Here is a 25117-nt window from a genome sequence, read left to right as displayed (position 1 = left end):
ATCAATATGTTTGTTCAGTCTTTCCTTTGAAAAAAACTGTAGTTCCTTCATTTTTTATACTTATAATTTCTAATGTTCCTCCAATTTTTTCAGCTCTTTTTTTCATGTTTAAAAGTCCGTTTTTCGAATTCAAGTTTGATGGTTCAATACCTATACCGTTATCTTCACAACTAATTCTTAAAATACCCTCAGCATATTCAAACTTCAAAATTAACGTGTCACATTTAGAGTGTTTAAAGGCATTGGTCATAGCTTCTTTAAATACGTATATCAATTGTTTGCTCCAATAGTGGGGCAGTTTTTTATTTAAATCACTATTTTTCTTTAATATGAAATCAATATTAGTTTTGTCAAAATAGTCTTCTGCAAAATCAGATAAATACATAATCACTTCTTCAAGGTAATCACTATTTGGTTTTAATGAAAAAATAAAATCTTTAGTGCCAACATATAGACTTATGGTATCTTCCTTTACTTGGGTAACTTTCTCTTTTACATCCTTATTGGCTTCTGACAATTCGTCTTCAACCAATCTGGATAGAAATGAAATTCGCGCCAATTTATTACCTAAATCGTCATGAAAATCTTGTGCGATGTTATTGCGAACATTCACCAGTTCTTTTTCCAGTTCAATCTGTTGCCTTATAGCTTCTTTTAAAGCGAGGTTCTTTTCACGCGATTTTCGTAATTGCATCCATTTCAATATAAACCCTCCTAGTAAAATGAAAGCAATTGCAATGGCTAAAAATATCCATAAACGCTTTATTTCAGCATCTTTTAATTCGGTTTGGTATTTGGTTTCAAGCTCGTTTATAGCTTTGTTTTGCTCAATTTCTTTCTTTTTAGTTTCAAAATCGAAATAGCTATCTAATGCTTCAAAAGCCAAATCAAAATCATTAAAATGCTTATAAGAGGTATATCTGTATTTTTCAATAATGGAACCATAATACGGACGCTCTTTTAATTCCATGTTTTTAAGAGAATCTAAATACGCATAGCACAATTCCTTGTTGTTTTGAGCTTTATAAATATGAGCTAAAGTCATAAATACATTCAACTTAGTATCTGTTTTCATAGTCGAACTATACGTTATGGCTTCCTCGGCATATAATCTTCCTTGGTCAATATCGCCGTTGTTGATATGATAAGAACTCAACACGATTAAATCCGAAGGAATACGTTGATTTAAATGATGCTTTTTTGAAATTTTAAGTGTTTTTTCCGCAAATATAAATGACGAATCCTTATAGTTTTGAAATTTAGGTCGGCTTGCTAAAACTGCATATTGTTGTGCTGCAGAACCATATATGATACTTTTTGCTAAAGGAGCGATATCACTTTTAGTGTCGCATAAATTTGTAGCTTTTAATAAATACTCTAATTGCTTTTCCGTTTGATTTTGAGTTGAGTATATAACCGAAATTCCATAGCACGCCATGGCAAGGGTCTTAAAATCTGATACATTTTCTGCATGTTTAATGGCTTTTAAAAAGTGATGGGTTGCTGTTGATAGTTTATCTGTATTTTGATAGAGTCCACCCAACCGATTGTGTATTTCTGCAAGCTCTTTTAAATGAGTATTCGATTGTGCTAAACTTAAACCTTGAGTTAAATAATCTTCGGCTTTATCATAAACTCGATTAATCATGTACCCTGAACCGATGAGTCTTAAGCCTCCTATTTCATCATCTATATTGCTATTATGTTTTGAAAATTTATGGATTTTTTGCCCGAAGCTAATCATGGAATCGCCTTTTCCAGTAGTTTCATAATAAAGGTTTGCTAAGTCATAATACGTTTTAATTCGAGTTGAATCTGAAGAATTATTTAATCGATTTCTTAATTCAAATTCTTTATTTTGAGCGTTGTGAGATGTTGATAGAAGTGAAAATATTATAAGAATAAAAGGAAGGGGGCTGAAATATTTTATGTAGAATACCAACATTTGAATAAAAAAACCAAGGTACAAAATCGAAAAATAAAAGCAAGCTACCTCTTGGGGTAGTAATACCTAAAGTTTGAATATAAAAAAAACCTGCTTCAATTCAATGAAACAGGTTTTTTAAATATTTATAGATTCTTCGCTCTGCTCTGAATGACAACTAAACAAGCATCGTCACAGGATTCTCAATATAACCTTTCAAAGTTTGAAGGAATTGAGCTCCAGTAGCACCATCAACCGTTCTATGGTCGCATGCTAAAGATAACTTCATAGTATTACCAACAACAATTTGCCCATTTTTAACTACTGGTTTTTCAACAATATTTCCAACGGAAAGAATGGCTGAATTTGGTTGATTGATAATGGATGTAAATGTATCTATACCAAACATACCAAGGTTAGATACTGTAAAAGTACTACCTTGCATTTCGTCTGGAGTTAATTTTTTATTTCTCGCTTTTCCTGCTAAATCTTTTACAGCAGCACCAATTTGAGGTAAAGTTTGCTCGTTTGCAAATCTTACTACCGGCACAACTAATCCGTCAGGAACTGCAACAGCTACCCCAATATGCACATGGTTATTCAAACGCATTTTATCTGCAAACCATTGTGAGTTTACTTGTGGATGTTGCTTCAAAGCTAAAGCACAGGCCTTAACCACAATATCGTTATAAGAAATTTTAGTGTCTGGAATAGAGTTAAACTGCGCACGGAATGCCATAGCATTTTCCATATCAAATTCAACACTCAAGTAATAATGTGGTGCAGAAAATTTGGAATTCGTTAATGCTTTTGCAATTGCTTTACGCATTTGCGAGTTATCAATATCATCAAAATCTTCTTGACCGCTTGGAACAAATTTACCAACCGATGCTGCTCCTGCTGCTGGTTCGTAATTTTCTATATCGCGTTTTACAATGCGTCCGTTTTCTCCAGAACCTTGGATTTTCGTTAAGTTGATCCCTTTTTCTTCAGCTAACTTTTTAGCAAGTGGAGATACAAATAAACGTCCGTTTTCAGTAACTGGCGTTGGTGCTGGTGCACTTGTTTTTTGTTTTGAAGTTTCAGAAGAAGTTGCTTTAGGTGCCTCTTTCTTTGCTTCAGTCTTTGTTGCTTCTTCTTTTTCAGCTGGTTCAGAAGCTTTAGAATAATTCGAAGCAATTCCAGAAACATCTGTTCCCTCAGGCCCGATAATTGCTAAAAGTGAATCCACTTTTGCCGATTCTCCTTCTTGCAGACCTATTTCCAATAATGTACCAGATTGGAATGATTCAAATTCCATCGTTGCTTTGTCTGTTTCTATTTCAGCTAGAATATCGCCTTCTTCAACTTTATCCCCTACCTTCTTTAACCAAGTGGCTACGGTGCCTTCTTCCATGGTGTCACTTAACCTTGGCATGGTGACAACTATAACGCCTTCAGGCAGTTCTTGAGTAGTAACTTCAGTTTTTGGCTCTTCGACTGCGCTCAGAGTGACATCAGCTTCCTCTTTTGAACTTTCAGATTCTTCTTTAGATTCCCTATCTGCGGACGAGGCAGGCGTGGAAGCGTTACCACCTCCTTTTAAAATATCAGATATATCTTCGCCTTCATCTCCAATGATTGCTAAAAGCTCATCTACTTTTGTAGTTTCTCCTTCTTGAACACCAATATGAAGCAATGTGCCTTCATTAAAAGATTCAAACTCCATCGTTGCCTTATCTGTTTCAATTTCAGCTAAAATATCGCCTTCTTCAATCTTGTCACCTACTTTCTTTAACCAAGCAGCAACTGTTCCTTCTTCCATTGTGTCGCTTAAACGCGGCATGTTTACAACTATTGCCATATCTTATAATTTGTGTTGAATAAATGGATAATCTTCTTGCTCATAAACCATATCGTAAAGCTGTTGTGTCTCTGGATATGGAGATTCGTCTGCAAATTTTTCACACTCCAATACTCGTGCTTTAACACGCTTATCAATGACTTTGATATCTTCTTCAGTAGCATATTTCTTTTTCAAAATAACATCCTTTACTTGCGTAATAGGATCTATTTTTTTGTATTCTGCAACTTCTTCTTTTGTTCTATAATGTTGCGCATCACTCATAGAGTGTCCTCTATAACGATAGGTTTTTAATTCTAAGAATGTTGGCCCGCCACCTTTTCTAGCGCGTTGGATGGCTTCATCAAAGGCTTCGGCAACTTTAATAGGGTTCATCCCATCAACTGGACCACATGGCATATTATAGCCTAAACCTAATTTCCATATTTCGGTATGGTTTGCGGTACGCCCTACGGATGTTCCCATCGCATATCCATTGTTTTCACAAACAAATACAACAGGTAAATTCCATAGCATAGCTAAGTTAAAAGTTTCGTGAAGTGAACCTTGTCTTGCAGCACCATCGCCAAAACAACATAAAGTTACACCATCTACACCGTGATATTTATCCCCAAAAGCAATACCTGCTCCTAATGGAATTTGACCACCAACAATACCATGTCCTCCGTAAAATCTGAATTCTTTAGAAAAAATATGCATAGAACCACCCATACCCTTAGAAGTCCCTGTTACTTTTCCGTACAATTCTGCCATAACACGTTTTGGATCTACACCCATACCTATAGGCTGAACGTGGTTACGGTAAGCAGTTATCATTTTATCTTTAGTCAAATCCATTGCGTGTAAAGCCCCTGCTAACACAGCTTCTTGACCGTTGTATAAGTGAAGAAATCCTCTTACTTTTTGTTGAATGTAAACTGCTGCAAGCTTGTCTTCAAACTTTCTCCAGAATAACATGTCTTCGTACCATTTAAGGTAAACCTCTTTAGTGATTTTTTGCATCGACGAGTTTTATATATGGTTATTACGCGAAATACAAAAGTAATACATTGATTGGTTTTGAAAAAACCTATACAGATGAAAGTAAAAAAAAAATTAAAAATTCAGTATTAGCTCTAAATTTTCAATGATTCCCCGATAATCTTAAGAATTTCATAAAATTTATAAAATAACAACCTCCTATAATTGAGATTTATCAAAAATTAAGGGTAGAAGATTCTTTAAGGAATTAGATTTTAACACATTTCCTGAAGTTCCCATAAAATAAATTTCGATTGGAGTCTCCTGTTTCACCTCATATTCGGCAATAGCTTGCCTGCATGCACCACATGGAGGAATTGGTTGAGGTGTGTCATTTACCAAAGAACCCGCAATAATTGCTATTTTTAAAATCTTTGAATTTGGATAATTAGCAGCAGCATAATAAATGGCAGTACGTTCTGCACATAATCCTGACGGATATGATGCGTTTTCTTGGTTATTACCTAAAACTACTTGATTGTTATCCAATAAAATAGCTGCACCAACGGTGAAATTTGAGTAGGGTGCGTAGGCTTTCGTTCTTGCCTCTTTTGCTTTTTGCATTAAAAGAAAAATATCTTCTGGAAGTTCATCTATAGTTTCAAATATGTAAAACGTTGATTGAATATTAATTTCTTTCATATATCACAAATAAAACTAATTCAATATACTGTTTTAAATCAAATGATTAAAGTTGATATTCTATTCCTAAATTGAATATTGATGATTTTATAGTCTCATTTCTACTTATAAGACTAAAAAAATATCTTCCATTAAGCGTAAAAGTATCTGAAACCTTATATCCTAAACCGATTGATGCTCCAAAATCAAATTTATCAAGGTCGTCAAATGGTGAATTATTATTATTATTATTAAACTCAGCTGGTATTGGTGTTTCCTTTACTTTTTCTGAAGTATCAATGCTATAAGCAAATTGTGGACCACCTTCTATATAAAATAAATCACTAAAAAAGTACTGCCCCATAATCGGAACGCTTATAACAAACTCGTTTATGTTGGTGCGATAATCCCCTCTGGTAATTAAAAATCCTTCAGGGTCACTAAATTGAATATTTTCACTCTTAAAACTACTTCCTTGAAGGGCAAATATTAGTTCTGGTTGAATTTTGACATAATCTGTTAGTTCTATATTAACGAATGCTCCAAAATATGCACCAAATTTCCCAACGTAACCAATATCATCAAATCGCTTCATCAGTTCATTAGGCATGAATTTAGAATAGTTTGCACCACCTTTTAAACCAACGTAAGATTTAGAATAGTATTGGGCATTTATAAAATTAGATATGCATAAACACAATACTAATAAGTACAATGGTTTTTTCATCAATTATGGTCGATTGTCTAATTGGAATCTAATACTCCGTGTACTCTCCAGAACCTATATTAAAGGTTAACGAGAAACGCAATGTATTTTCTAATGGACTTTGCACTTTCGAAGCAGAGAACAAATAAGACAAGTCTATATTGATGACATTGTATTTAAAACCAGCACCTAAAGCTAAAAACTTACGCGCTCCTTTTTCTTCACTTTCATTAAAATAACCTGCTCTGAATGCGAAAGAATCTTGATATAAATATTCTGCTCCAAGCGACCAAGTAAACTCTTTTATTTCTTCACTAAACCCTCCTGGTGCATCTCCAAAAGATTGAAATATTCCCGAAAGGAAACTTACGTCTTGAGATTGACCACTATGTATCACACCTTTTGTTTCTGAAATTAATTCGTCCTCTCCTGGCTGTGGGTTATTAGGGTCTGCGGGCTCATCGTACGCGCCATTATTATTATTATCATTAAAAATCCGTTCTGTTCCTAAAATTGGAGGTGTTGGCACAAGTAGTTTAGCCACTTCTAAAGTTACAGCTACTTTGTTATAATCATCAAAAATAAAATCAAATCCTGCACCTAAACGTAGTGTTGTTGGTTGGAAATTGTCATCCCCTCCGTCGTCATATTTAAACTTAGGCCCTATATTTTGAATAGCGAATCCTCCTCTCCAACGTCCGTTAAAATCGTTATAAGCCTCTTCTTCACTTTGATAATATCCCGAAATATCAACTCCGAAAGTACTAGCAGCAGAAGTATCATTATTTCCAACATTCAACCTTAAATCTGAACGTAGGTAACGCATTGCCACCGACATTCCAAATTGATCTGATAATCTTAACGCATAAGATGCATCAATAGTCAATTCATTTGGTCTTTGGATTAATGCTTCTGAAAATTCATCGGCGCGAAATTCAATATCACCTAATGAAAAATACTTAAAACTTGCTGCAAACGAGCTACGATCGTCAATTCTATTAAAATAGGTAACATTTCCTAAAAAAATGTCGTTTACCAATTTACTTAAATATGGTGTGTAACTTACTGCAACACCAGATTTAGTTTCAGAAAACACATATTTTGATGAGTTCCATTGTTGAGAGAATGCATCAACTGAGGTTGCTACCCCCATATCCCCCATTGCTGCTGCCCTAGCATCAGGTGCTATTAACACAAAAGGAATCCCTGTAGTAATTACCCTAGAATCATTGTCCAAATCAGGTGTTACAGTTCTAGTTTGAGCGGTCAAGTTCAGCGTTACACCAAAAATCAATAACGCCAGTATTCTATTTTTCATAGTTTAGATTTATTTTGCAAATATAATTTTTTATTAGAGTATTACAAGTTTCTCGATTTTCTCTACCTTTTTATTTAATAAGTTCGACTTTACTGTTAGTTTATAGATATAGACACCTTTTCCAATTTTATCTCCAAAATCGTCCCTTCCGTCCCATACAATATCTTTAGATAAAGAACTTGTGGCTTTTACACCTCCAGTCGTTATCCCGTTTAAAGTTCTTACCAACTTGCCAGAAACGGTGAATACCTGTATAGAAACGTCTAAAGGTTCCGAACTATTGTGGTTAAACCAAAATTCTGTGTAATTAACAAAAGGATTTGGATAATTCAAGACGTTGTTAATCACCAATTCTTGGTCTTTATCGAACACAACAAACTGAAGCTCAGATATTGAGGAATTATTATAAACATCCCATGCTTTTAAAGTTAGCGTATGGAGCCCGGGCTCTAAATCCCTAAACGGAAAACTTACTGTTCCCTTTTGATAATCATCCAGTTCTGTTTCGTAATAATCGTTGAGTACGAAAGGATTGGTTTCATCACCATCAATTATTGCTACAATATCATGGCCTATACCACTTGCGGTGTTTATACCATTATCATCTTCTAATTTCGCCAATAATGTGGGGGACTCGTTAGTAATACCGCCCGATACAAAATTTTCATCATTCATATACATGGTAATAACGGGCCCTACATTATCTTCTTCGGCGTTTTCATTAACACCTCCAATTTTAACGTCTGTAATATTAGCACCTGTTTGATCCAACTGTAACTGTTCGTTTTTAGCGTAAAAACTAACTTTCCCAAGTCCTACCGGAATACTAATATCTTTTGGGACCACAAAATCGAATTCAAACTCTCCATTGGCTACTGATGCTTTTCCTCTAAATATGATCTCTCCCAAAGTTTTAAAATCCAATTTTATCAATTCCCCGCCAGTTCTGGTGTTATCATTTGCTAAAGTTTGCCTATCAATAAACTTATCATAAATTGTAGTTGAGACCACCCCATTATAATCGCTTATTACTTCTCCATTTACATTGGTAACCTCTCCTGCTAGTTTAACACGCCCTAAAGCTTTTAATGTATCTGTTGCTTGGGCGATTGGCACATCATTCAAGTGTGTTAATCTAACATTTGGTTTTGGAAACGCTAGCTTCATTGCTGGATCTCCTATAAAAAACACTAACCTTCGCTGGCTAGAAAAAGAAATACGGTTATCTATTTTTGTTAACCTTAATGCCTCTGCCATGGTTGGATATTCATGATCTGGAAACGTATCATTATCACTAAAAGAAAATAAATATTCCCCAAGTGCCGTATTAAAAGTAATACCAAAATTAACGAATATTTGTCGTGTGGTAGTAATTAAACTAATGGCCCCCGCATCCTTTTTCCAATACGTGAATTCTCCGGCAGTTTGCCTGAACGGATTATCAAACTTAGTAAACTCGCAGGTAACCGTAACAAAGCAATTTAGCTTACAAACATTCCTGAATTCTTCGATATTTGGTTTTAATAAAATCCTTTCACTTGCTAAGCCATCCTCTCCGCCGTGCCCAAAATAATTTACTACCAAAGCACCATTATCAATGGCATTTGATAGTTCCTCGGTTACTTTAGGGTAACTATCTCCCCCTGCGGAAGACTCTTGTTGGAACGCATCCAAATGCAACTTCACAACGTTAATAAATGGTTTGTTTTCGGTAACCTCATTACCAATATCATCGGTAGTTTCTTGTAATATCCCTTCCCAATCATCATCTACATCATCAGAAACAACAATATAATTATTTCTCCAACTGCCAAAAGCTTCCTTAATATAATAGGATTCAATTTTGTCCACCAACTCTTTGGCTCTTTGTGGTGTATCTGCAATAATTCTTCCAACGGCTATATCCAATAAGTCACTAGTTCTCATAGTGCCCTCATTGTCATCCATCATTCCAAAAAAATCATCTGAAATATAAGAATTCGTTAAATTAAAACTATTGTAAGCATGCCAGGAAGGCACTATATTGGTATTGTTAGGTATTCTATCCTTGTAATCGTAAGAGCCATCACCAAACAGGCACAAATATTTTATTCTGTTCTCTGGTGTGCTCGCATTATCGTATATATATTTTACCAAATTCCGAATAGCTCCAATATCTGGATTTCCAGTACTAAATTCATTATAAATTTCATCTAACCCAACAACCTTTACATTCAAATTATACTGATTCCTATTTATCTGAGCCAATCTTTCTGCTTGATTAAACATATTATCGGGTGTCACGATTAAATAGTCTATATCTTGAAATTCAGCTTGTGCATTTTGAAAAATAGTGCCTTTAATATTTTGATTTCTTACGGTTCTATTGGCATCGGTTTTAGGTTGAAAATAATCTGAAGGAGACACAGCTACATATATCCTTTCTTCTCCCAAGGTCGCCGTAAAAGTTACATTATCGTTTTCTTGTGTGTTTTCAAAATTTGTGACATTATAAATGTCTGTTATGTCCCAAACCTCCGATAGTTTAGAGGCATTTGCAATAGTATATTCGCCAATTCCAGAGGAATTTACTGTTTCTTTATTTTTAAATTGAAACTGCCTATTGTTAAACCTTAACTGTCTAGTAGCTTCAATAGAAATATAATCTAAATATCCTAAGGCACTTGGGTTTCCACCATTATCATAAGTTAACGTCACTTGGATCTTTGGGCCGGTAACATCAACATTTCCAGAATAAAAGGCACCAGCTCCTAATGCCGTTTTACTAGTTGTTCCTAGCCTTAAATTACTAACCGAGCTACCATTAACCTTTACATCCATAAATGTACTATTTGTGGCTACGGCAGCGGTATATACTTTTACTGCTACAGGTTCTGAGGTGACCAAATCGGGAAACTCAAAATTAAAGGTTTGCTCATTTTCTAAATTGAAACGCTCACCAAACCAACGTCTTCCTATAGTAGCTATGTTATGTATATCCTTTTCATGGAATTGGTAATCTTCAAATGTATTAATTGCTAGATCTACACCTCCAGTGGGTTGGTTAAATGCCTGAATACGTTTGCCCGGACCAGAACTTACATTAACATAGTAATATGTTTTATCATTATAACAATTAATATTTGTATTACTTTCTGCATCATAACCCTTGGAATCTTGCCCGTAAAATAAAATGTAATCTTCATTATTGAATTCACCATCGGCTTCCCCTACAAATTTTATGGCATTTTCAATAACATCATAAGGATAAGGTTCTGAATTTGAATAGGGTATCATCCTACCTCCGTTTCCATAAATTTTTAGTGTTCTTGGGTCTATCGTATTCACGTTTACGCCCAAACCTTGCAAAAACCCTTTTGATAACCTAAAAACCCCAGTAGTATCTATATAAAATTTATACCAATCTCCTGAGCTTAGTGCTGAATTGGAAACAATTCTTGAATTTCCAAACGTTTTTCTACCAAGGTTTTTTGACTGAACTCCCCGTGACATTTTAAAATTGACCTGAAAACCAGTAACTTTCTTATAAACACCATTTGCATCCTTTATAATTGGAGATAAGGACAAATAGGCATAATGCTTGTTTCTTGCTTTTGAATACCTAAAGTTAAAGTTTAGAGACGATTTTATGGACTTGGTTTCCAATTCAAATAAATCACGTTCAGAAATTGTTTGATACGACACATTATTTATTGTTGCTGAAGACGCATCAATGCTACCATCAACATCCCATTGCGCCACAAACTGAAGCCCTTCTTCAAAATCAAAATCGTAATGAGAGCCTTCAAACCATGGCAGCCTTAGAGAATGGCTTCCAAAGTTCAACTCTTTTGAGTCCTTCCAATCAATGGTGAAACTTTTCTTCTGACCAAAAGATAAAACAAAGGTCAAAAGAAATAAAACTAAAATTTTCTTCTTCATGAACTAAAATAACGTCAATAATGCGCTGTTATTATTCTGTTAAAACAACATTTTTTTAATGAAGGCCAAAAATACAATAATAATTTCTGAAAACTAGCGTTAATTGTATGCAAGTGTTACGAAAAAAACGTCAAAATCATCGATGTAATACATCAAAGACAGGATGAAATACATGGTTTTTTCGTCAAAATGCAAAAAATTGCTTGCTGTATAAGGTTTAATTCTTATATTGCACCACCAAAATAAAATTTAGCTTACTTAAACGTAATGGATATGAGAAAAGTAGTGGTATTCAAGGTTTTGTTAGTTTTAACAATATCTGTTACAACTTTTAGTTGTAAAAAATCATCTAGCTCTAAAAACAGTTCTAGGGCAACTGGCTGGCAAATTAACAGTCGCGATGGTGGTTTTCAATACAATACAAATTTTAAGGAACAAGAAACCGCACCAGGTTTGGTGTTTATAGAAGGAGGTACATTCACCAAAGGGCGTGTGCAAGATGATGTGATGCATGATTGGAACAACACACCTACCCAACAACATGTACAATCTTTTTATATGGATGAAACTGAGGTTACCAATTTAATGTATGTTGAATATTTGGACTACATTAAAAAATTGTACCCACCAGAAGATGATTTATATAAGAACATTTATACAGGTACTTTACCTGATACGCTTGTATGGAGAAACCGTCTTGGGTTTAACGAAGTAATGACAGAAAATTATTTAAGGCATCCTGCTTATGCAGAATATCCTGTTGTTGGTGTAAGTTGGATACAGGCTGTAGAATATTCAAACTGGCGTACAGATCGTGTAAACGAACTAGCTTTACAGAAAAATGGTTACCGAGATATTAACTTAGCAGACCAAGATCCAGACAACTATTTTAGCACAGACAGATATAGGGTTGACCCAAGTGCTTATGATAATGGCGATACCGACGGCAGAAGAAATAGAAACATTAAAGTTGATGCAGACGGTAATGAAACCGGTGTTAACGCATCCATGGAAACTGGAGTGATTGGCCCTAAATACAGACTACCAACTGAAACGGAATGGGAATATGCCGCTTTAGGTTTAAGCGAATTAAGAAGTTATAACTTATACAGAGGACGTAAAAAATACCCATGGGACGGACAATACACCCGTTCTGGATCACGTAAATATCGTGGAGACCAATTAGCAAATTTCAAACAAGGAAAAGGTGATTACGGCGGAATTGCAGGTTGGAGTGATGATGGTGCCGATATTACCAATGCCGTAAAATCTTATGATCCAAATGATTTTGGTCTTTATGATATGGCTGGTAATGTTGCCGAATGGGTCGCTGATGTTTACAGACCTATTATAGATGATGAGTTTAACGACTTTAACTATTATAGAGGTAACGTTTACACAAAGAATGCCATTACAGAAGAGGGCACGGTAAAAGTTGTAACATCTGACGATATAGTTTATGATACCTTATCTAACGGAAAAATTATTGCTAGAAATTTACCTGGAGAAATAGTAAAAGTAGAGATTGATGAAAATGAAACCTATTTAAGACCAAACTTTGATAGGGCCAACAACATTAACTTTAGAGATGGAGACAGACGTTCGTCACGTCATTTTGAAAGCTTTAACAACGATGAAAGTGATGAGGATGGTACTTCGAAAAACTCTGAAACCAGAAAAATGTATAATTCTCCAAAACATTCTGTAACTAAAGATTCTTTAGGTAATCTTATCAGAGAATATGATAAATCTAACAATAGATCATCGTTAATTAATGACGAAGTTAGAGTTTATAAAGGAGGGTCTTGGAAAGACCGGGAATATTGGTTAGACCCAGCACAAAGACGTTACTTCCCGCAAGATATGGCAACAGACTATATAGGGTTTAGATGTGCAATGTCTCGTGTAGGTTCTAAGTCTAAAGAGAAAAACAAAAAGAAGAGTTAATTGAACTCACTTTAATAATATTTTGAAAGTCCTGATTTATCATCAGGACTTTTTTTATAAGTATATGACAAAAATTGAAACACAAGTGTTCCAGACCTGTCAGGTTTTAAAAACCTGACAGGTCTCAATTCCAGATAAATCATTAATATTTATTGAAATTTAATTTTTGTCATGTCCTAAACTTTTTTTTACATTTATTTTATGAAAATTGAAGCATTGCACCAACTGTTCCTAGACTCTAAATCCGTTTGTACTGATACCAGAAAAATTAAAAAAGGAGATTTATTTTTTGCCTTAAAGGGCGATAATTTTAATGGAAATAGTTATGCTGAGCAAGCCTTGCAAAAAGGCGCAAAATATGCCATTATAGACGAAAAAGAATGCCACACTTCTAACGCTACAATTTTGGTGGACGATGTTCTTAAAACACTTCAAGAACTCGCCTCATTTCATCGGGATCATTTAAAAACCCCAATAATAGCGCTTACCGGTAGTAATGGAAAAACCACCACCAAAGAACTTATAAATGCCATTTTATCCCAAAAATTTAATACCACGGCTACGGTTGGAAATTTGAACAATCATATTGGGGTGCCTTTAACTTTATTGTCCATGACCGCGGCTACTGAGATAGGAATTGTAGAAATGGGTGCCAATCATCAAAAGGAAATTGAGTTTTTATGCACTATTGCTAAACCAGATTATGGTTTAATCACAAACTTTGGAAAGGCACATTTGGAAGGTTTTGGAGGCGTTAAAGGTGTTGTTAAAGGTAAAAGTGAAATATACACCCATTTAATTCATAATAACAAAACCATTTTTGTCAATGCCGATGACCCAATTCAAGTTGAAAAAACATTAAATGCCAATAAATTTACCTTCGGAAAAAGTAATACAAAACCAAACGTTTCCATAGATTTTTTGGAAGCACAGCCATTTGTGAAATGTTCTTTTAATAGATTGACAATTGAAAGTAAATTGATAGGCGATTATAATTTTAATAATATTGCAGTCGCTATTGCAATTGGTAATTATTTTAAAATAGATGCAACTAAAATTAAGTTTGCTATTGAAAATTATATCCCTTCAAACAACCGTTCTCAAATTATAAATAGAGATTCAAATAAAATAATTCTAGATGCTTATAACGCAAACCCAACAAGTATGCGTGCCGCACTTTTAAATTTTGAAAAACAAGAGGGGCATAAAATTGCAATTTTAGGCGATATGTTTGAATTGGGTGAAGAAGCCGAAGATGAACACCAAACCATTACTGATTTGGCCATTTCTCTTGATATTGATAAAATTATTTTTGTTGGGGAGAATTTTTATAAAACAGAACTAAGTTCTGAAAAAGCGTCTCAATTTAAGACTTTTGAAGATTTTAAAAATGAGTTTGATTTATCCAAAATTGAAAACGCTACGCTTTTGATCAAAGGGTCTAGGGGGATGGCTTTGGAGCGGATAATGAATTAAAACTTAGAAGCTATTTCATATTTAGGCAACTTTTTTTTTTCTCGGATGTGATATGTATTTAAATAACTTAAAATCAAAAACAAATGTAAAGAATACAAACTCTTACCTTATTAAACTAAAATGTCCTTTTAAAGTTTCTCCATTTCTATATAAAATAAGATACCAATAATCACTTGTGACTAAAGGTTTGTTATTATAAGTCCCATCCCACCCTGATTGTAAATCTCCAACTTCCTTAAGGAACTTCCCATAACGATCATAAATGTAAATAGTACTTATATCATTTAAGCGATTTGGGACAATCCAAAAATCGTTAGTACCGTCATTGTTTGGTGTAAAAAAACTTCGTGGTGCATTAGTGATTTTTTCTGTTTTAAAACTTTCCTGAGAACAGCCAACAGCATCACCATCCAAATCGTAAGGAATCACACTTACAAAAATCTCGGTATCATCTGGTAAATCAGATGTAAAACCGTAGTTCGACACATTGCCAACATTTATAGCATTTAAAATATCTGTACCTCCTGAAGTTGTACCTACGGATAATCTATAACCAGTTGCATCTGCTATCATTTCCCATGTCAAGCTGGTTTCTATAGAAACATTTGATGCGCCGTTAAATGGACTGCTTAATATAGTACATGAAGGCTAATCACAGTTGCCACAAACCATAGTTACTTCCTGAATATTTGCAGCAGATATTTTTCCAGAATCTGTTTGCGCAAATTCATAACATTTAATATCATGACAAATACTTGAAAGGTCATCACAAATACCATCAGTAATTTGAAAACCAAACAATCCTGTTCCAGCCGTAGCTCCACTAGTGTTTATGGGTACAAAGTATATAGGACCCGTTGTACCAAATCGCATACCTACAGCGTTAACATTTGCATTAGGCGCACTAAATGAAATAGAATTAGTCATTGTCATACCAGAAGATATTTCCACTTTTTGGCTATCACCAGAACTAACAGTAACACTATTATCTATTTCTACATCATCAGGATTAACCTCAAAAAACCCTGGGGGTAATACCAAATTTTTATTCATTTTCAACGCAACTTCAGCTTCATCCGAAGTTCCAGCATTGGGGGCACCATCTTCCCCACAAGATAATAATATCATAATTAGACTAAAGCACAAATAATTTGTTTTCATAATATTTCAGGTTTTGTTTGTTTCAATTTATGTTTACTATTACATATTTATAGTTTACAATTTTCAGGTTTTAGAATTTCTGCCTCGGTCTTTCCATAAACATTAAATGCACGTCCTTTAAAATACCAAGTACTTGTTATAGTATTTCCTTTATTATCCTTAATACTATAAGTTGCGGAACAGTTTGAGGGATTAATATTAAAAGTTGAATGTTCAGGTTTGTTCCAATCTTCATAAAAACTAGAATAACTCTGAAATGTAATAATATATGTGTTTTCTCCAGTTTTGTTCCATGTAGCCTTCTGCTCCTTGTAAGGGTACAAACTCATTTTAAAGTCTTGATCATTACTGAAATAAAAATCGGTATAATTTAATTTTCCACCAACATTATCTTTACTTACCCAATAACCAACTACCATATCTTTCCTAGTTGAAACACTATCTTGATACTTCGATTTTACTGGTTTTAATTCTCCGCATTTTTTATTACCTAATTTGTTGTAAGAATCTATAATTCTGTTAACAGCATCATCAATTTTTTTGGCATCATACTCTGTTCTTGGATGTTTGCCCTCTTTATCTTCATAATAATCTATCTTAGATAAACATGCGTAATAATAGTACCTCCAACATAAGTTATAAGCCTCATAACTACCATCTTTACTAAACCTTACATCATAAAGTTTATTTTTCATTTCTACAGATTTAGAATCTTCATTGCATTGCCCGTTCGATAAATAAAAGCAACTCATAAATAGGAATATCAATAGTTTTGAATATGTGTTTTTCATGATTAGTTATTTTTATATGTTATGTATGTTAACATTATTCTTGTTCTAATCTCTTATACAACGCACGGAGTATCCATAATTAGAATCTGAGGAATAAGGAACATAAAGCCATGCACCACTATAAATTAGACCCACCGCTATACCTTCTCCATTCACATCATCTGGTGATGATGTCCAAAATCGACCATATTGTTTAATAGATTTGTAATTTCCAATAGGAATTCTTTCTCCAGCTCCTAGTCCTGTAAACCCACTTGAATTAGTAGCCCCATCATTAGGGTTTTGCCAAAAATCTAAACCTGTCGCTTTCATTTTTCCTCCAGCGTCAGGCTGTCCTCCTAAATGACTTATTAAATTATTCCATTCCACATCACTTGCCACATGCCAACCATCAGGGGCCAACCCTCTTGGATCGTTAACTGCATACCAGTTATACAACTTACCATAAACAACCCCATATGGCGTATAATTTTGATAATAACACCAAGCACCTGTGGTTAAAAAAGCCCATGCAGTAGCATCTGTTACTTGAGGAATAGGGTCTCCATTTCGATAGTGAGATACATCCAAATTCTTTTGCATCCAACATTGCTCACCAATTGTTATTGTGGAATAATCATTCCCATCATAATCTGTAACAGTTCCACAGTTAGGAATAATAGTAGAAAAACTCAATTCGTTACCATATGTTATCCCTGCACTATTAGCTGCATAAGCTCTTACGTAGTAAGTTAACCCTGGCTCAAGATTCAGGTTAAGATCTGTCATTGTACTCACAAAACTTCCTGTTCCCGTTCCATCATTAGTTTTTGTAGTCAAATCAATTGTTGGATTCGGATTTAAACTCCAGCATATTCCTTTAGCCGTAATTGCTTTTCCCCCATCTGATGAAATATTCCCGCCACTTATTGCTGATGACTCAGTTATGGAATTTACAACACCTGTGCTTACCGTTGGAGGAAAATGAGCTGTTGTTCTACTTTTTTCAATTCCATATGCAGTTCCCGCCTCATTTATGGCATACGCTCTATAATAAAAAGTAGTACCTAATCCAACCGTAAATACAGCACTAGTAAAATCACCTGTACCTGAACCATCGGAAGTTTTGGTAGCTAATGCAATTGTGGGGTTTGGAGATGTACTCCAGCACACTCCTTTTTCACTTATAGTTCCTCCTCCTGATAATATATTTAGTCCTCCTGATGTTCCCGATTCATTTGAAGTAGGAGTAAAATCAGAAGTTACTATGTAGGGTAAAATTATAGGAGTCGTAAAACTAACTTCATTTCCATAAGCTGTTCCAACTTCATTTGTTGCATAGGCTCTAACAAAATATATGGTACCTAAATCTAAACCATTTATAATTCTAGGAAAACTTCCAGTTCCTTGATTTACATTGTTATTAACGTAAGTAAAGTCATTAAGGGTAGGATTTGGGGATGTACTCCAACATATCCCCTTTGAAGTAACATTCCCTCCTCCTTCTGAAGTAAGAGTTACTCCGCTTGTCGCAGTTGCTTTAAGTAACGATGTGGCAGCTATATCACTAATTGAATGTGTGCTAATAGTTGGTAAATCTTTCGGTGTTGTAAAATGTGAAGAACCAGAACTATAACCTGTCCCAAGTGAGTTTGTAGCATATAATCTTGCGTAATAGACTGTATTAGGTAATAAGTCACTTGTAGTATTGGAAGTAAAAGTTCCAAGCCCAGAAAGTGGACCATCATTAACAGTAGTCAGTAATGTTATTGTTGGATTAGGTGATGTACTCCAACATACTCCACTTTCTAAAATTGGTAACCCACTATCATAAACAACCTCTCCTTCTAAAGAAGCTGAAGTTGGTGTGGGATTAAAAGCTATTAATTTTATATAAGGCACTCTTTCTGGTGCAGTTTGAAAAGTTAATTCAAATGAATAAGATGTGCCGTAACTATTAGTTATGTAAGACCTTACGTAATAGTCAACATCTGGAGAAAGACCCGTAATATTACTATCAAACCAACTATTATCTAAAACATCTCCATTAACAACAATTGAACCTGTTGCCAAAGTTGGGTTAGGACTTGTACTATAAACAAATCCTTTTTCTATTATTGGAGTTCCTCCGTCATTAGCTATAACTGTCCTTATAACGGCACTTGTTCTTGTTTTCATTCCTGTTGTATAATCAAAATCAAAAATATGACCAAGAGTTGCTAAGCCAGGAAGTGTAATAAACCTATTTGTATTTGGAGCATTTACAAACTGATTATTCACAATCAACCTAGCATTAATAAAATATTCGGTGTTCGGTATTAACCCAGTTATTTCGCCAGAAAAGATTCCAGCATTAGAATCATTAAATTCAATATGCTGCCCTCCCGAGTAATAAATCCTTTTGCTCGTTGGTACAGGGTCATTATCATAAGCAGGAACAAATAATCCACTGACAACAGCAGAATTACTAGTTATATTAGTAATTTCTCGCGTATAGACTTCTGGATATCCACTAACATTATTAAACACTAAAACATCTTTGTTATAACTATTAGCTACATCTGTTAAAGTAACTGTTGCAAATTCTGCTGAAGCAAAAGGGAGTTGAGTTAAAGTTAGTTTTGAATTATCAAACTGACTCACTTCTATTCCTGCTTTAGTAGGGTCGTCAATACTCCAAGTATAATTTGGCGCACTAGAAGCCCAGTATGTTATAGCTTTTAAATTCCTTGGCAGGTTATCACCTCCAAAATTCACCCAATCCACCCCGTAAGGCATACCTGGAGTAACATTAGCATACACCCCAGAAAAAACAGATTGAAAACCATCGGTTGGAAAAGTTCCAATAATATTTTTATCGGCACTTATATTGGTATTATTAAGTGCTTCAACGGTTAAACTATGATCTCCTGTTCGTTTAGGCGTCATATAATTTAACCAATAAAAGCTATTGGAGTATTGTAAGATATCCAACCATATTTGGTTAAAATTAGCATCTAATTCCGAAGCTGTCGTTACAGGAAAATAATTTCCAGTAGATGCCATTTGCATTAAAGGGGCAGGGTTTAATTCGTTACCAAGACCAGCAATAAAAACACGCTTCTTTCCTCTTGCATTTATAACCTGTTGTAAGGTACTAGAGCCTTGCGTATCATCACCATCTGTTAATGCTATTAAGTAGCCTTCTTCTATACGGTCTAAACTATATAAATTGGTAAAACTGTCTAACCCCGTAATTAATGATCCATATAAGTTTGTGGAAGGAAAGCCTGTCGTAATACCATTAATAGCTGTTTCTAAATCGGTTATATTGGTAGTAAAATCTTGTAATAATACCGCATTATCTGAAAAAGAATAAATAGCTATTTCTTGATCGGCTACTATTTTCTTTACTAACGAAATGGCAGCAGCTTTAATTTGAGCGAGATTTACAGCAACACTCGAACTATTATCAAGCATAATAACCGTTTTTTGGAAATATGGTACTTGATTTAATTTTTTTATATATCTAAAAGTTTCTGATATTGAAACCGGATTATCATCTTCAAGTACATTAAAATCATCATTATCTAAGTAATCAACCCCTTTATTCTTAGCATCTGTAACCGAAAACATAACATCTACAAAACTTGGGAAATTAGATTCTATAAAATAGGGTTCAAAACGGTAGTAATCAGCTGCAAATTCAAAAGTCACCGCTTTACTTACTGTAGGCGAATCATAAATTACATCTATAAGGTCACCTGAATATCCTGTATATTTTAGAGCGTCCCCATCTACATAAAAAGGTGGCCTTTTCCCATTATTGTTTTTTGTTGTGACAGATGAAGATGCTCTATGTTTAGACAAAGTCACACTTGGTATGTAAGAAAGCATTGTTTTATTTGTTCTGTTTTGAGTCGCTATAACTTTTGTGAAATATTTATTTCCATAATCACTTAAAGAAATTAAATAAACGCCACTTGTACTAGGTGAAAATTTTAATTTATGATTTCCATTTTCTAATTCATCTGAAAACCTTTCAATTTCTTGACCAAGTAAATTATAAAAGCTTATAGTTGTTGCACCAACTCCTTCAGAATAAAACTCAAGATTTACAGCATCATTAAATGGGTTCGGATACACTTTCTGAAACCCCCGTCGTGTTTTTTTAATTTCAAAATCTTGTATTTCTAAAGTATTTGTAACATTAAAAATAAATGAACTTGTTAATTCAATAAATCCCCCTCTTGTTAAATTCTCAACAACCACCTTATCTAAAGGAGCATCAACACCCGTGCTTTCAACAACACCATCAAAGGTCAAAACAATATCTTGGGCGGAGTTTTTGAGCGGAAAAATTATCAGGATTAAAATAAGTAATACTTTTTTCATAATGGTTTGATTTTTTAGTTAATAGCAAATATTTGCACAAAAGCAAAAAGCTCTGTGACCATTAAACAGGAATAGAATAAGTAAACCTGGGTTTGCTATTGCTAAAATAAAGAGAGCATGTTACTATATTTTAAGTGAGATAAATATTAAAAAATTGATTTTCAGTTCAATACAAAAAAGTGCCCAAGCTAAAATGACTAACTCAAACAATCTATACTTAGACACTTGTTTTGATGCTCCCTCCAAGAACTAATTAATAGCATAACAAATTTCAGACAGTTTAACAAAACTTACAATACCCGCTTTTAGGTATATTTAGAAATCCGTGCATTTTTCAACCTAATTTATTTGCAGTTCGTCTGTTTTCCATTTTCTATCTTCTATTCTCTATCCAAACTACCTCTCTAATATCATGCAAAAAAAATGTCTCGCAAACCTGGGCGGCAGGCAAGACCACGGAGGCGTAAAGAAGGAAGGACACAAAGATTGGTGATGTAAAAACAATTAATAGTATTAATTTTTTTTCTAGATTCTAGATTCTATTCTCTAAAAAAACCTTTTAAACCAAAAAACTACTTTTGAGCGAAAATTATCCGTTATTTAATTTTGTTTTAGATATATTTAGTACCAACCAAATTACATATGAGAAATAAAAACGCTTTAAAAGTGACTCAAGTTTGGGAAACTGAAAATAAAATTTTACTGCCAAGTAACAAGAAAGTGTTCATTGACGTGATTGAACAGGTAGCTTCACTTTTTTCAATTGGTTCATTCTATTACTATATCATTGATTTCAATGAACTAAAAATGGATTATGTGTTTGAAGGCGTTACCGATATTCTTGGAATACCTCCAGAAACCTTAACTGTAAACAAACTACTGGACATCATGCACCCAGACGATTTGGCAAGTATGCCAGAAAAAGAAACTTTTGCCACCAGTTTTCTGTTCGGAGATATTACCAAAGACCAATTACCCGACTATAAAGTGGTTTATTTAATGCGCTTAAAGCACATCAATGGAAGCTATAAAACCATTTTACATCAAGCACAATGCCTCATTCCCTCTAAAGACGGTAAGGTTGAAAAAGTTTTAGGCGTACATACAGATGTTACTTATCTTAACGCGCCTTTTGATAATAGAATTTCATTCATAAGCCATAAACATCCATCATTTCATTACAGAGCTACTAAAACGGGTTACAAACTTATTGAAAAAGAAAGCCATAAATTTTCTAAAAGAGAATTAGAAATCATTGATCTATTGGCTAAGGGCAAGCAGGCTAAAGAGATTTCGAAAATATTATATATTTCAATTTTAACGGTAAATACGCATAAACGAAACATATTCAAGAAAGTCCATTGCAAAAACACAAGCGAGCTTATGGCAATTTGTTTAAGAGAGGGAGTTATATAATAGCATTATGAGATCAGCAGATTTAAAAAAAGTATATGACGTTTGGGAAGCAAAAAACAAAATTTTTGAACCCGATTTTAAAGCACCCGTATTGGATTTTGTTGACCAGATAGCATCCTTGTTTTCTCCCGGCGATTTTTACTATTATATTTTAAATTTTGCTACTTATAAAATGGAATTTGTAAGTGAGGGTGTAAAAAACGTGTTGAATATTGACCCAGATGAATTTTCAGTTGACAGATTTTTTTCTTTAATGCATCCAAAGGATATGGAAGACCTTCATAAAAAAGAGCGGGCTTCTGTAAATTTTAAGTTAGAAAAAATACCTGTTGAAGATATGACTAAATACAAAACGGTTTATCTTATGAGGTTGAGACTTGATGATGGTAGCGAAAAAACAATACTACATCAATCTAAAACGATAAGCATTTCAAAAGATGGAAAAATCCAGCAAACAATGGGTATTCATACAGATGTAACCCATTTTAATATCATAAATGACCATAAAGTTTCATTTATTGGATTTAAACGTCCAAATTATTACTATGATGAAAAAAATGACACATTCAATCTTACACCTCATATTGACTCTGTTTATACAAAACGTGAAAAACAAATTTTAAAAGAAATTTCCAAAGGCAAGTGTCTTAACAACATAGCAGAAACCTTAAAGATTTCGGCACATACTATTAATACGCACAGAAAAAATATTTTGAAAAAAAACGAGTGTAAGAATATGGCAGAGTTAATAACCACTTGCATCCGAGAAGGTACTATTTAATTTATTTAAAACAATGAAACAAGATGGGGTTAAAAAGGTTAAAAATGTATGGAACACAAAAAACAAAATAGAGAACCCAAATATTAAAGAAAATCTTTTAGAACTCGTTGAACAAACTGCCCGTTGGTTTTTACCTGGTGAGTTCTATTATTTTGTTTTTAATTTTGATATGTTAGAAATGCAGATGGTTAGCGACGATGTGAAAAGTGTTTTAGGTATTGCACCGGAATTATTTTCATTAGAATACTTATTTAAAGAATTGATGCATCCAGAGGACATAGAAAAAATTCATGAAAAAGAAACTGTTGGGTTCGATTTTTTATTAAATCATATTCCAAAAGAAGACATCCCTTTGTACAAAGTTGTTTATTTATTACGCCTAAAACATGTTAACGGACAATACAAAATGATGTTACACCAATCAAGAACCATTAATGTTTCTAAAGACGGAAAAGTGCAACAAATATTATGTATTCAAAGTGATCTAACACATTTAAATCTTCCAATGGATCACCGCATGTCTTTTCTAAGCAGTAAAAAACCTTCCTATTACTCCGTCAAAACAGCTGGAGTACATAAGTTTATAGAAAACCATTGTATTGATGATTATACAAAACGTGAAAAACAAATTTTAAAAGAAATTGCTAATGGTAAAACCAACAATGAAATTGCTATTATTTTAAATATTTCTCCGCATACCATTAATACCCATAGAAAAAACATATTGAAGAAATCCGAATGTAAAAATATGGCAGAAATAATAACCAAATGCATTAGAGAAGGTATTATTTAAATATTCTTAAAACTATTGTTTGAAGTGTTTTAATAAATTCTTCTGGTTTTTCGATACTTGGATAATGACCACATCCATCAAACTTTATAAGTTCGCAAGATTCACCGCAATTGTCTTTAACCGTTTCTAAATACTCAGGATTCACACTAGGGTCTTGTTTTCCTGCAATAATAAATTTGGGAGGTTTAAGATGGGTAAAAACAGCATATTGGTCTAGAAATTTATCTTCAGCTATATCCGTCATAATTGCTTTTCTTACTTTCGGATTGGCTTGTTTAAAATCTGTTATTAATTTAGGCACACATTCTTTAGCATATGATACTTGATGTATTGCAGGTTCTATTTCAATATCAGTAGGGTATTCGGTAAAAAACGTTTGCAAAGGCTCCACTTGCAAAAAAGCTTGTTCCAGATTAAGCGGCTTTTTAAGTGGTGGTGTCCCAAAAATAATCAGTCCCTTTAGTCGTTCTATATCTTCGGCTATTTCTATAGCCAAATGACCTCCTAATGAATTTCCAACTAATAAAATATCATCGTCTATGGTATTAATTAACTCAATTAGCTTCGCCCTATAGTTTTCGATAGAAAATTTAGCTACCTCATCTTCCGCTTCAGCATTGTTGCCATGCCCAGGTAAATCAACAGCTATTTTTGTTTGAGAAATTAGTTTTGATTTTAAAACTTCATCAAAAACAATGGATGAAGAAGAATTACCATGAACAAAAACAATGGTTCCTTTTGCACTTCCTTTCTCTACTTTGTATCTCATCTAATAATTTTATAAATGCAAAAAACAAAGCCCGCTTACCAACAATTAAGCGATAAGCGGGCGCTCTTATAATTCTCCCTAAGAACTAATTAATAGCAGGGTAAATCTAAACTATTAGTGTCAGTAAAACAATACCCATTACTAGGTATTTTAGCGGATCAAGAACAATTGTTGTGTTTACGCAAATACTGTGGTTAACCTATAAAGGAAAAAATCTACGTTTCTCACACCTCTGAACTGTGCCCTAAAAGCTTTAATTTTTGCGTTGAAAGATTCT

At 33.9% G+C, this 25117-nt stretch carries 17 protein-coding genes; 5 read left to right on the top strand and 12 right to left on the bottom strand.

The features are described from left to right. Position 1: 1 nt before the first annotated feature. The 7 genes from ABXQ82_RS14905 to porU all read right to left on the bottom strand — a co-directional run bounded on the left by ABXQ82_RS14905 (position 2) and on the right by porU (position 11353). Positions 2-1945, bottom strand: coding sequence for an ATP-binding protein (locus tag ABXQ82_RS14905; protein ID WP_367061429.1), 1944 nt, complete (start codon positions 1943-1945; stop codon positions 2-4). 157 nt (positions 1946-2102) lie between these two features. After that, the gene (locus tag ABXQ82_RS14900; RefSeq protein ID WP_367061426.1) at positions 2103-3767 is read right to left on the bottom strand and encodes a pyruvate dehydrogenase complex dihydrolipoamide acetyltransferase; all 1665 of its coding nucleotides are present in this window, start codon (positions 3765-3767) and stop codon (positions 2103-2105) included. A 3-nt stretch (positions 3768-3770) separates the two neighbouring features. Next, positions 3771-4769 (bottom strand): pyruvate dehydrogenase (acetyl-transferring) E1 component subunit alpha, encoded by a 999-nt coding sequence (pdhA, locus tag ABXQ82_RS14895; protein WP_367061423.1) that lies wholly within the window; start codon positions 4767-4769, stop codon positions 3771-3773. Between the two features lie 177 nt (positions 4770-4946). Further along, complete coding sequence (gene cdd, locus ABXQ82_RS14890) at positions 4947-5429, bottom strand: cytidine deaminase (RefSeq protein WP_367061419.1); 483 nt, start codon at positions 5427-5429, stop codon at positions 4947-4949. Between the two features lie 46 nt (positions 5430-5475). Then, positions 5476-6135, bottom strand: a complete 660-nt coding sequence (locus tag ABXQ82_RS14885; RefSeq protein ID WP_367061416.1) for a porin family protein — start codon at positions 6133-6135, stop codon at positions 5476-5478. 28 nt (positions 6136-6163) lie between these two features. After that, the gene (gene porV, locus ABXQ82_RS14880) at positions 6164-7432 is read right to left on the bottom strand and encodes a type IX secretion system outer membrane channel protein PorV (protein ID WP_367061413.1); all 1269 of its coding nucleotides are present in this window, start codon (positions 7430-7432) and stop codon (positions 6164-6166) included. A gap of 33 nt (positions 7433-7465) precedes the next feature. After that, positions 7466-11353 (bottom strand): type IX secretion system sortase PorU, encoded by a 3888-nt coding sequence (gene porU / locus ABXQ82_RS14875; RefSeq protein WP_367061410.1) that lies wholly within the window; start codon positions 11351-11353, stop codon positions 7466-7468. A 267-nt stretch (positions 11354-11620) separates the two neighbouring features. On the opposite strand from porU, the gene gldJ reads away from it, so the two are divergent. Then, positions 11621-13300 carry a gliding motility lipoprotein GldJ gene (gene gldJ, locus ABXQ82_RS14870; RefSeq protein WP_367061407.1) on the top strand — a complete coding sequence of 560 codons (1680 nt, stop codon included), beginning with the start codon at positions 11621-11623 and terminating at the stop codon, positions 13298-13300. A 201-nt stretch (positions 13301-13501) separates the two neighbouring features. After that, positions 13502-14776, top strand: coding sequence for a UDP-N-acetylmuramoyl-tripeptide--D-alanyl-D-alanine ligase (gene murF / locus ABXQ82_RS14865; RefSeq protein WP_367061404.1), 1275 nt, complete (start codon positions 13502-13504; stop codon positions 14774-14776). A gap of 102 nt (positions 14777-14878) precedes the next feature. Here the strand turns inward: murF and ABXQ82_RS14860 are convergent, their stop codons facing one another. From ABXQ82_RS14860 to ABXQ82_RS14845, 4 genes are all read right to left on the bottom strand, one after another. Further along, a complete protein-coding gene (locus ABXQ82_RS14860; protein WP_367061401.1) occupies positions 14879-15349 on the bottom strand; it encodes a T9SS type B sorting domain-containing protein in 471 nt (156 codons plus the stop codon). Positions 15350-15424: 75 nt separating this feature from the next. After that, positions 15425-15937, bottom strand: a complete 513-nt coding sequence (locus tag ABXQ82_RS14855) for a hypothetical protein (RefSeq protein ID WP_367061398.1) — start codon at positions 15935-15937, stop codon at positions 15425-15427. Between the two features lie 47 nt (positions 15938-15984). Further along, positions 15985-16728: a hypothetical protein gene (locus tag ABXQ82_RS14850; RefSeq protein ID WP_367061395.1), complete on the bottom strand. Its 744-nt coding sequence runs from the start codon at positions 16726-16728 to the stop codon at positions 15985-15987. A gap of 45 nt (positions 16729-16773) precedes the next feature. Further along, positions 16774-21081 carry an FISUMP domain-containing protein gene (locus ABXQ82_RS14845; RefSeq protein ID WP_367061392.1) on the bottom strand — a complete coding sequence of 1436 codons (4308 nt, stop codon included), beginning with the start codon at positions 21079-21081 and terminating at the stop codon, positions 16774-16776. 642 nt (positions 21082-21723) lie between these two features. Here ABXQ82_RS14845 and ABXQ82_RS14840 point away from each other — a divergent pair. Genes ABXQ82_RS14840 through ABXQ82_RS14830 form a run of 3 tightly spaced genes read left to right on the top strand, consistent with a single transcriptional unit; the run spans position 21724 to position 24071 of the window. Beyond that, complete coding sequence (locus ABXQ82_RS14840) at positions 21724-22497, top strand: LuxR C-terminal-related transcriptional regulator (protein ID WP_367061389.1); 774 nt, start codon at positions 21724-21726, stop codon at positions 22495-22497. A gap of 7 nt (positions 22498-22504) precedes the next feature. After that, entirely contained in the window at positions 22505-23278 is a 774-nt protein-coding gene (locus tag ABXQ82_RS14835) for a LuxR C-terminal-related transcriptional regulator (RefSeq protein ID WP_367061386.1), read from the top strand. A 13-nt stretch (positions 23279-23291) separates the two neighbouring features. Then, positions 23292-24071 (top strand): LuxR C-terminal-related transcriptional regulator, encoded by a 780-nt coding sequence (locus ABXQ82_RS14830; protein ID WP_367061383.1) that lies wholly within the window; start codon positions 23292-23294, stop codon positions 24069-24071. Here the strand turns inward: ABXQ82_RS14830 and ABXQ82_RS14825 are convergent. Continuing rightward, the gene (locus tag ABXQ82_RS14825) at positions 24064-24840 is read right to left on the bottom strand and encodes an alpha/beta hydrolase (RefSeq protein ID WP_367061380.1); all 777 of its coding nucleotides are present in this window, start codon (positions 24838-24840) and stop codon (positions 24064-24066) included. The genes ABXQ82_RS14830 and ABXQ82_RS14825 overlap by 8 nt on opposite strands. Between the last annotated feature and the right edge of the window lie 277 nt (positions 24841-25117).

The organism is Algibacter sp. 2305UL17-15, assembly GCF_040720935.1.
In the GTDB taxonomy this organism is placed as follows: Bacteria; Bacteroidota; Bacteroidia; order Flavobacteriales; family Flavobacteriaceae; genus Jejuia.
Note: the sequence above shows the minus strand (reverse complement) of the source record. Positions and strands in the feature narration are given on the sequence as shown.